Source organism: Crocosphaera sp. Alani8 (assembly GCF_038442745.1).
GTDB lineage: Bacteria > Cyanobacteriota > Cyanobacteriia > Cyanobacteriales > Microcystaceae > Crocosphaera.
The window spans coordinates 1-10,193 of sequence record NZ_JARVCN010000108.1; the positions used below are offsets into that span (position 1 = coordinate 1).

Sequence of the window (10,193 nt, forward strand, 5' to 3'; positions counted from 1 at the left end):
AGTTTTAGCCATCGTTCCTCATATCAACTTTTCTTGGTGCAAGATGTGAGTTTAACAGAGATTAAAGCTTGAGACAAACTCCATAGTTCTCTAACTTATATGCTGAAAAGCCGAGGGCAAACAATACAAAAGTCTTCATAAGGAAATAACATCGAACCACACTCAGTAATTAAGGACTGTAAAACTTGCCATCTGGTATCTACCACAGGAAAGTCCATCACAGAAATACAATAATCAAATCGAGCGCAGGCAAATGCTAAAAGGCTCGAATCAATGCAACCAACATCAATACCATTGTAATTTTTCCCTGACCCGTAATCACTTATCATGAACTTCAATTCTTGTGTTAAGTTGATATGTTTATTGAGTAGGCCATAAATATCTCCTATCCAAGAACTCTTTAAAGGCACAAACAACTTACCAGCTTGAGTCCCATAATTTTGATTAAACTGTTGGTCGATTAGTCGATGAAGTAACTTACTTTGTCTCCTATCTTCGGCCGTAAAAACTTCTGCTTCTGCTTCTAATAATGCCTGAGAACGGCTTTTCCCTTGCTTGATTTTTTTAGATGCTGTTTTTATTCTTTTAATGAATAATTTCTCAATTGGTAATTTCAATTGTAAAGACAGTTTCTTAGCTATATTTTGTTGAGGATCTCGGATGAATATATTCTTAGGATTACTCTTCAAGTATTGCTCTAAAGAACCATCTTGCTGAATAGATGGAATTTCGCTTCTGAGAAAGGTTTGAGCGTAATATTTAAGAGGATGTGTCACAAAAATAATTTCTGGTTTATCCACACCCGCTAATTGATAGAGTGCAGTAATAGCTTCCGCCGCTTTTTGTTGATCCAGTGGTTGGGTTAAGAGTGTTACATCTTGCCATTTTTCCCAATAAACTGCAATTAATCTTACCTGCTCTGGGGATAACTTTACAGCCATATATTCATCAAATAATTCATTACTATATATTTTAAAAAACAATTTCAGGACTTTCTATTTATGGTATTAGAGATATTCCTAACTACGAACTCCTAACCTAAACTCAAAGCTTTATTTTGTAAATCAACTAACTCTTTGATCCCAACTTCTGCTAAATCTAAGATTTGATTAAGTTGGGAACGGGTAAAGCTATTTTCTTCTGCTGTTCCTTGTACTTCAATGAGGTCTAATTTTTCTGTCATCACCACATTAAAATCTACATCTGCTTTAAAATCTTCGGGATAATTTAAGTCTAAAAAAGCTTCCCCTTCAATGAGTCCTACTGATATTGCTGCTACGGGAAACTTTAAAGGAGACGTGGTTAATTCCCCTTTTCCTAGCAATTTCTTAACCGCTAACCCCAAAGCGACGTATCCTCCTGTAATAGAAGTGGTTCGGGTTCCTCCATCAGCTTGTAGGACATCACAATCAATAGTAATGCTTCTTTCTCCTAACTGTTGTAAATTAATACAAGAGCGGAGACTTCTACCGATTAATCTTTGTATTTCTTGGGTTCTTCCTGATAGTTTTAACAATTCTCGGCGTTGGCGTTCTTGGGTTGAACCGGGTAACATTCTATACTCTGCGGTTAACCATCCCTGTCCACTTCCCAATAGAAAACGGGGAACATAATCCTCAATACTCGCAGTACAAAGCACTTTTGTTTCTCCAAATTCTGCTAAAACAGAACCAGCAGAAAAACGGGTAAAATTGAGTTCAAAATTAACAGAACGGAGTTGATTCGGTTGACGACCATCAGGACGTTGCCAAGACATAAGATACGCTTAAAATTTATTTTTTGCCTTTGTATCTTATCATAAATATAAATTCTGTTGAGGTCAACGGGGGTTGAGTCCTATAGAGATGAGTATATTTAAGAGTGTAAAATCAAGAAAGCTAAACTTCCTATACCTGATGCTGAAAATAGCATAGTTTTATAAGGAATTTTGGTTATATTAATACTCAGTAATAATAAAAAATAAACATCCATAAATACTCTGGAATAGTCTAAATAGTAACCTAAAATAGTCATGCTACTAAAAGCAAACATAAGTCCATAGAAACTGTTACTTATCTGTATTAATAAATTGGTCTGACGATTTTTTAGATAAATAACTAAAATAGCCATAATGCTTAACAGTAGAATGATAAACATATAAGCTTCAAATAAATTTCTGCCATTTATTCCCCCTGTTAAAATACTGATAAACTTATTGAAAATCCCCACAAAAGGAAAACCAAAATTGTCTTTAACCCTTACTTTTCCAGGCAGATCTAAAAAGGTAATGTAAATTGTCCAGGCAATAGGAAGAATCAAACCGTATAATAGATACTTGATTTGTTTAAATCTTTTTTCTATTAAACTGCTTAAAAACAGTGCGAACCAAACAATTAATAACGTTTCTCTTGTTAAGCACCCTAAACCGATAAACAAACCTGTTAATCTATATTTGTCGTAACGATAACAATAAAAGGAAGCGACTAAAAAAACACTACTAAATAAATCAGCAGTTCCTAAAGATAACACCATCCAAACCCCAGGAATACATAAAATAAATAACGGTTGAAATTTTGAAACATTATCAAACTTAAAATATAAATTAGTGATAGCAACGATAATAACAATAGATACAGCATTAATTGCCACCATAACATAAGGTATTAAAGTCGAATTTCCAAAAGCTAAGAAATAACTAATCAAAGGATATAAAATACGACGGTAACGATAAATAGGATGATCCAGACTATTAATAGTTTCAGGATTTTGTAAAAAAGGATCAAATGCTAAACTTAAAAACTGTTGCCCATCGTAACCAATTTCCCCTTCATAAATTAAAGTATTTTCAGGATTTAAAAAAGGAGATAAAGGTAAAATTGAACCAATGCGAAAAAATCCAGTGATATTACTATCGAATTTTACAAAGTAGAAATATAAAACGACAAAAACAATAAAAATAGAAGCAAAAAAAATATTGATATAGTTAGAAAAAGAAATATCCCTTTGAGAATTAAACATCTTTAAAAACATACTGTGTATAGTGCAAAAATAATCTACTTTGAACAGCCATAAAGATGACAATGATTATCAATTAGAGACTTCATTGACCCCTCATTGTTCCCTGACCATAAGTTATCAAAGAATTCATATCAAAATAGACAAAGGAATCACCTTACTGTTATGATTTAAAATAATACTATCACTGTTACCAAAATAATTTTAAATACATAAGGAGAAACAATTTTGCCACACACCATTGTAACGGAAATCTGCGAAGGAATTGCGGACTGCGCCGATGCTTGTCCCGTTGCTTGTATTCATGACGGTCCTGGAAAAAATGTCAAAGGAACAGACTGGTATTGGATCGATTTTGATACTTGTATAGATTGTGGAATTTGCTTACAAGTTTGCCCAGTTCAAGGGGCTATCGTACCAGAAGAAAGACCCGAAAAACAGAAAACACCGTGCTAAAAATAAACCTGAAAAACCAATAATTTGAAGTCATAAAAGTCGAGAAGATGGAAAATATCTTAGAAGTTAAACAAGTTTATGCTGGATATGTAAAAGATTTAAACATATTACAAGGCATAAATTTTCGCATTTCATTAGGAGAATTAGTAGCCGTTATCGGCCCCAATGGTGCCGGAAAATCTACCCTAGTAAAAACTATTTTTGGTCTTTTGAAAACAAACAAGGGGGAAATTGTCTTCAAAAACCAAAGTATTGTCGGTTTAAAATCCGACCAAATCGTTAAATTAGGAATGTGTTACGTCCCCCAAATACAAAACGTCTTTGCTACTCTAAGTATCGAAGAAAACTTAGAAATGGGAGCATTTATTACTCATGGGTCATTAAAACAGCAAAAAGATAAAATATACACCATGTTTCCCAGATTAGCAGAACGTCGTCGCCAAAAAGCAGGAACCCTATCCGGAGGAGAAAGGCAAATGTTGGCTATGGGACGAGCATTAATGCTAGATCCCGACGTTTTATTACTGGATGAACCCTCAGCCGCCTTATCGCCCATTTTAGTCAACAGCGTATTTGAACAAATAAAAGCCATTAACGACACAGGAAAAGCGATCGTCTTAGTGGAACAAAACGCTAAAAAAGCCTTGATGATGGCAGATCGTGCCTATGTACTGGAAAACGGATGTGATCGCTTTCAAGGGACAGGAGAACAACTACTTAACGATCCCAAAGTAGCACAACTTTATCTAGGAGCTGCCCACCAAAATTCAGACAGGGAGTCATAAGAGAAAAATCTTCTAGAGACTACAAATTTAGAAATACAAGGTAAGCTAGATAAGGAATGGATTAACAACAGTCCCCTCCAAGGTTAGAAGCAATTTTCTTTCTTGATTTTGAGAAGAGAAAGAACGTAAATTCTGGCTTAGCGAATATAGCGAAGCGATACAACTCCATGCTGCGAATCATCACCCAGTCAGCTGAGATAAATGCAGAATTGCAAAGAATCGGCGATCGCCCCCATCGAGACGAGATTCAAGCAAAAGAAGTTGCTGTGAGAGAAATTCTCGACAGAATCAGATACAAAGGAGATCAAGGACTATTTGAACCCTTCGACATTCTTACTACCCCCACTAATTTAAAAGTTAGCGGTTCCGATTTAGACATAGCTTATCAAAAAATTCCTAAAAAACTACTCGACGCTATCCAAACCGTCAGTCAAAAACTAGAAAGCTTTTATAAACAACAACTCCCCAAACCCTGGGTAAAATTTGAAGACAACGACGTAGTGGTAGGCAAACGCTACAACCCCGTCAAACGCGCTGGTATTTATGTGGCCTGGGATCAAGGTTCTCCCATTAGTCGCATCCTGATGCAAACCTTACCCGCAAAAATTGCCAAAGTTCCAGAAATTATCCTCGTTAGTCCCCCCGACGAAACCGGCAAAGTTCCCCCCCACATCCTAGTAGCGGCACAAATGACCGGAGTTGACCAAATTTACCGTTTAGGTGGGGCCCAGGCCATCGCAGCTTTGGCTTACGGAACGGAAACTATCCCCAAAGTGGACGTAATCACAGGAACGGGAGGATTAGACGTAATTTTAGCTAAACGGATGCTTTATGGCACCGTAAGCACCGACACACCCGTTGATGCCTCAGAATTGTTCATTATCGCCGACAAAACCGCCAAAGAAACCCACATTGCAGCGGACTTATTAGCCCAGGTAGAACAAGATCCCAGCAGTGCAGTGGTGGTAGTGACAACAGATCTGAGTTTGGCAAAAAAAATTCAAACCAAAGTAAAAGAAAAACTACAAGATAACGCCCACGGTATTTTATCCGAAAAAGCGATCGCCCATTACAGCTTAATCGTTGTAGTAGACTCCATGGAAGAGGCAGTTAAAATTACCAACAACTTTTCTCCTCATTATCTAATATTAACCATAGCCGAACCTTGGGAAGTGGTGGAAAAAATTCGCACCGTTGGGAGTCTTTTGATTGGACATCATACCCCGAAAGCTACGGCAGACTATTTAGGAAACGCTCAAGTTATTTTACCCCCCTCCGGACTGATTCGTTACGCCTCTTCAGTTAAGGTGGAAACCTTTTTAAAACCGTCCCATATCATAGAATATTCTCCAACTGCCCTCAAAAAATTAGCCCCTACTTTAGAAATTTTAACTTTAGCAGAGGGATTTCCTGCCAGTGCCGATACTATTAACTTACGGTTGATACAAGAAGAAGATTATCAGTAAAAACTAAGCAATAACTGATAACCCATAACTGATAACTGAATAACTGGGAAAAGATTCGATAGAATGAAAAGACTTTGTTATCTTTGATACTAATTAACCCCTATTAAGGGGCGATAAAAAGTGTCTATGAATGAACGTCCTACTAAAGCTGAGCATCCTTCAAACCATCTCGCCTGTTTACCCTACGGGGTTGGTTATGATGATGAAGGGGTCTGTTTGGAAGTGCAATTAGGCCCTCACCGTATCTTACTAGATTGCGGTTTAGAGGATCTCACCCCTTTAGTTAATCGAGATCGAGTCCCAGTAGACGCGGTTTTTTGTAGTCATGCTCACAGTGATCACGCCAGAGGGTTAAAGGCACTTCATGAGGCTTTTCCTAGCTTACCCATTTACGCCAGTCAAGTCACCAAACACCTACTTCCCCTTAACTGGCCCCAAAAAAATCCCCCCAAAACCGCTACTTTTTGTCAGGGGTTATCTTGGGAAAAACCCTTTGAATTATTTGATGATTTAACGGTGCAGTTATTCCCATCCGGTCATTTACCAGGGGCAGCCTCTTTCCTGTTGACCTATCGCACTATTCAACGAACCTATAAATTACTGTATACAGGGGACTTTTCTTTATCTAATCTTCAATTAGTGGAAGGACTCTCTATCGAGGCATTACGGGGTTTATCTCCCGATATTTTGATTATTGAAGGCAGTTATGGGACTATTCGCCATTCCCATCGCCGTCAACAAGAAAAACAACTGATGCAACGAATTAATGAGTGTTTGACCCACGGTTATAGTGTAGTATTACCAGTGCCGACTTTGGGTTTAGGACAAGAAATTTTAAAATTATTGCGTTCCCATCATCAATTTACCGGACGAGATTTAGATATTTGGGTGGATGGAGAAGTGGCCAACGCTTGCGATCGCTATTTGGACTTATTACAGGAATTCCCTTTATCGGTTCAAAATTTTGCTAAACATCAGCCCCTATTTTGGGATGAGCGCATCTGTCCCCGTTTACGTCGCTTAACCCCCCAACAACGGGGCAAAATGGGACAAAACCCCTGCGTTGTCTTGACGGATAATCTCACCACCCTTTACGACGAGGGTTACTTACTATCCGGGTTATGGGTAATTTTATTCCCTGCTTCTCCTAACGAGGGACAAACCCAAGAATCACCAGAAACTATCGCATTGATGGAACGGGTTTCTATTCATAGCGAGTCTTATATTTTAGCCGAACACAGCGATGGCCGCAACACTACCCAATTAATTCATAATTTACGCCCCCAACATATTATTTTCGTTCACGGTTCAACCATTAATTTAAGAGATTTAACCAATTTAGAAGAGTTACAAAACCGTTATCAGCTTCATCTCCCATCCGCAGGAACTCTGGTAGAACTTCCCATTGGGGATAAATTTATTCAACCGGATGCTCCTTCTTCTGGGGTCTATGAGGGAGAATTAAACGATGTTGATAGTAATATCACCCTAACTTTTCCCCGCAGCATTGTGGATGATCCCCACTGGCGTTATTTTGCCGATACAGGGCTGCTGGAAGCTCGTTGGCAAGGGGATGAGCTGGTTTTACGGGGAATTCCTCAACGAGAACTCCTCAATCAAACTAAGACAGATCAAGTATTCAATGATTTAGATTGTTGTCAAAATTGTTGTCATTATCGCGCTCAACGTTGTTGGAATTCTCAATCCCCTCTCTATGGGTTTAAAGTGACACAAGAGGGTTATTGTCCTGTTTTTGAATCTTCACCCCAACAAGACCAGGAGTAATCCTTGTTATTAACCCTGTTTATGATAGGATATTGTGTAATCCATAATATATAAAGAGTTGGGAAGGTAGATAACCACATGGAAGCTCTATTCCTTTTAGCAAAATTACCCGAAGCTTATCAAATTTTTGATCCCCTGGTAGATGTATTACCAGTTATCCCCGTATTTTTCTTAGCTTTGGCCTTTGTTTGGCAAGCAGCGGTAGGATTTAAGTAAAATCTGAATCGTTTAATTTCCTTTTTTATCCTTAAAGGCATCTATTCTAGATGTCTTTATTTTTGTGTGGATAGGTGGATGGATATAATTAGGACAGGATACCTATATGTCTTCTTCCCCATCATCAAAGCCTGTTGGAATTTGCTTCAATTCTCTGATTCAATGATGGGCTAAGTCTCACGCTTTTTATTGTCTTGAAGTGAGTTGAAATTTGATGAGTGGAAAAGTATATTTAGTGGGTTCAGGAATCGGTAATATAAATTACTTAACCTTGCGAGCTTATAATCTTTTATCTCAAGCTGAAGTCTTAATTTATGATGCTCTAGTCGATGACAATTTACTTAATTTAGTGCCTGAAGCTTGTTTAAAAATTGATGTGGGTAAAAGAGGCGGACAACCTAGCACCAAACAAGATAAGATCAATTATTTGCTGGTTAATTACTGTTTGCAAGGTCAACAAGTCGTTAGACTAAAAAGTGGTGATCCTTTAATTTTTGGTCGTGCTAACGAAGAAATAAAAGCTTTACAAGAAGCAGATTGTCCCTATGAATTAGTGCCGGGAATATCATCAGCTTTAGCGGCACCCTTATTAACAGGAATTCCCCTAACTGATAAAAAAATTAGTCGTTGTTTCACTGTTTTGACGGGGCATCAACCAGAATTGTTAAACTGGCAAGCTCTAGCTAAAATAGACACCCTAATTATCCTTATGGGAACGAGAAATCTTGGAAAAATAATTAATCTTTTAATTGATAATGGGCGATCGCAATATGAATCTATTGCCATTATTCATAATAGTGGAAGTTATCAAGAAAAAGTTTATTTAGGCACATTAAACACTATAATAGAAAAGGTCTCAGGAATCTCTTTATCTCCTGCTGTTATTATCATCGGAAACGTAGTTAATATCCCCTATATGTCTTCATCTTCACCTCTTCCTTTAGCGAAAAAAACCGTAATCATTACCCGTGCAAAAGACCAATCGAGTCAATTTAGTTCCCTTCTAAAGCAACAAGGTGCAAACATCATAGAAATGCCAGCACTGGAAATTTTAGCACCGTCCTCTTGGCAAGCATTAGACTCAGCTATTGAAACAATATCTTCTTTTAATTGGTTAATTTTGACTTCAGCAAACGGGGTTAATTTTTTCTTTCAACGGTTACAAGAATTGGGTAAAGATGTTAGGGTTTTGGGTGCTATTAAAATAGCAGTAGTGGGTAAAAAAACAGCAACTTGTTTACAGAAGTATCATTTAACCCCCGATTTTATTCCTCCTAACTTTATTGCCGACGAATTAGTTAACCATTTTCCCGAAAATTTAGCTCAGCAAAAAATATTATTTCCCCGTGTAGAAACAGGGGGTAGAGAACTATTAGTAAAAGAATTACAAAAACAAAAAGCAAATATTATCGAAGTTCCTGCCTATCAATCCGGGTGTCCCGAAAAGATCGATATACGCGCCTGGGAAGCTTTACAAAATAAACAAGTTGATATTATTACCTTCGCTAGTTCTAAAACAGTGAAAAACTTTTACAAACTACTAAAAGAATCTCTTAATACTAACAATCAGGCAGATATTTTATCCCTTCTAAACAATGTTTGTCTTGCTTCTATTGGCCCCCAAACTTCAAAAACTTGTTATGAATTATTAACCAGAGTAGACATAGAAGCCAAAGAATATACCATAGAAGGATTGACCGCCGAATTAGTCCAACATTTTAGTTAAGTATAAAATCATAGCATTTCTCATACTTGTGATGTACAGAGGTGATCGCTTTGAGGCAGGGGGCAGGAGTTAGGTTTACCTCATGAGTTCGATAAAAGCTTTAGTTATATTTTTTATATTGCTAAGAGTAAAAATAAGTGTTATCCTAGAAAGGCTATGGGAAACGAAAATAAAGCGACGAAAATTATTAGTGATAATCGGAAAGCCCGTTTTCTCTATGAGATTTTAGAGACCTATGAAGCGGGTATCGAACTGGTGGGGACTGAGGTTAAGTCTATTCGTGCCGGAAGGGTTAACTTAGCGGATGGCTATGCTTTTATTAAAGACGGGGAAGCTTGGTTAACCAATGTACACATCTCTCCCTATCAGGGGAGTAGCCAATATTTTAACCACGAACCGAAGCGTACCCGTAAACTATTGCTTCATCGCAAGGAAATCAATCAACTAATCGGGAAAATTGAACAAAAAGGCTTAACATTAGTGCCACTCAAGCTCTATTTTAAAGGGAGTCGAGTTAAGGTAGGTATTGGCCTCGGAAAAGGTAAGAAACTTCACGACAAGCGAGAAACTGTAAAACGCCGTCAAGACCAACGAGAAATGTCAAGAGCGATGAAACGTTATTAATTCGCAGAATCTTTGCTTATTTTATCACGATTCGTCCTCATGGTACAAGAAAAAAGCATTATACCAATGATGAAATCTCTTGTAGCTTCGAAGCTTCTCAAAAAGTCTGGGGGGACTCGCCGAAAGTTAGGGGACAAAGAT

10 protein-coding genes are annotated in these 10,193 nt (G+C 37.6%); 7 read left to right on the plus strand and 3 right to left on the minus strand.

Translation table 11 applies throughout. The features are described 5' to 3' along the window. Nucleotides 1-95: 95 nt before the first annotated feature. From P9B04_RS07655 to P9B04_RS07665, 3 genes are all read right to left on the minus strand, one after another. The gene (locus P9B04_RS07655) at nucleotides 96-941 is read right to left on the minus strand and encodes a hypothetical protein (RefSeq protein WP_342054402.1); all 846 of its coding nucleotides are present in this window, start codon (nucleotides 939-941) and stop codon (nucleotides 96-98) included. A 92-nt stretch (nucleotides 942-1,033) separates the two neighbouring features. Then, nucleotides 1,034-1,756, minus strand: a complete 723-nt coding sequence (rph, locus tag P9B04_RS07660; protein WP_342054403.1) for a ribonuclease PH — start codon at nucleotides 1,754-1,756, stop codon at nucleotides 1,034-1,036. Nucleotides 1,757-1,854: 98 nt separating this feature from the next. Further along, nucleotides 1,855-2,997 carry an AZOBR_p60025 family cell surface glycopolymer formation protein gene (locus P9B04_RS07665; protein WP_342054404.1) on the minus strand — a complete coding sequence of 381 codons (1,143 nt, stop codon included), beginning with the start codon at nucleotides 2,995-2,997 and terminating at the stop codon, nucleotides 1,855-1,857. 225 nt (nucleotides 2,998-3,222) lie between these two features. Here P9B04_RS07665 and P9B04_RS07670 point away from each other — a divergent pair, with 225 nt between their 5' ends. From P9B04_RS07670 to smpB, 7 genes are all read left to right on the plus strand, one after another. Further along, on the plus strand, nucleotides 3,223-3,450 hold the full coding sequence (locus P9B04_RS07670; protein WP_342054405.1) for an indolepyruvate ferredoxin oxidoreductase subunit alpha: 228 nt from the start codon (nucleotides 3,223-3,225) through the stop codon (nucleotides 3,448-3,450). 47 nt (nucleotides 3,451-3,497) lie between these two features. Continuing rightward, nucleotides 3,498-4,235: an ABC transporter ATP-binding protein gene (locus tag P9B04_RS07675; protein ID WP_342054406.1), complete on the plus strand. Its 738-nt coding sequence runs from the start codon at nucleotides 3,498-3,500 to the stop codon at nucleotides 4,233-4,235. Between the two features lie 167 nt (nucleotides 4,236-4,402). Beyond that, nucleotides 4,403-5,701: a histidinol dehydrogenase gene (gene hisD / locus P9B04_RS07680; protein WP_342054407.1), complete on the plus strand. Its 1,299-nt coding sequence runs from the start codon at nucleotides 4,403-4,405 to the stop codon at nucleotides 5,699-5,701. Between the two features lie 126 nt (nucleotides 5,702-5,827). Further along, complete coding sequence (locus P9B04_RS07685) at nucleotides 5,828-7,486, plus strand: MBL fold metallo-hydrolase (protein ID WP_342054408.1); 1,659 nt, start codon at nucleotides 5,828-5,830, stop codon at nucleotides 7,484-7,486. A gap of 78 nt (nucleotides 7,487-7,564) precedes the next feature. After that, complete coding sequence (locus P9B04_RS07690; protein ID WP_342054409.1) at nucleotides 7,565-7,702, plus strand: photosystem II reaction center protein K; 138 nt, start codon at nucleotides 7,565-7,567, stop codon at nucleotides 7,700-7,702. A 214-nt stretch (nucleotides 7,703-7,916) separates the two neighbouring features. After that, a complete protein-coding gene (gene cobA, locus P9B04_RS07695) occupies nucleotides 7,917-9,428 on the plus strand; it encodes a uroporphyrinogen-III C-methyltransferase (RefSeq protein ID WP_342054410.1) in 1,512 nt (503 codons plus the stop codon). Nucleotides 9,429-9,584: 156 nt separating this feature from the next. Beyond that, nucleotides 9,585-10,052: an SsrA-binding protein SmpB gene (smpB, locus tag P9B04_RS07700; protein WP_007304062.1), complete on the plus strand. Its 468-nt coding sequence runs from the start codon at nucleotides 9,585-9,587 to the stop codon at nucleotides 10,050-10,052. Nucleotides 10,053-10,193 lie beyond the last annotated feature (141 nt).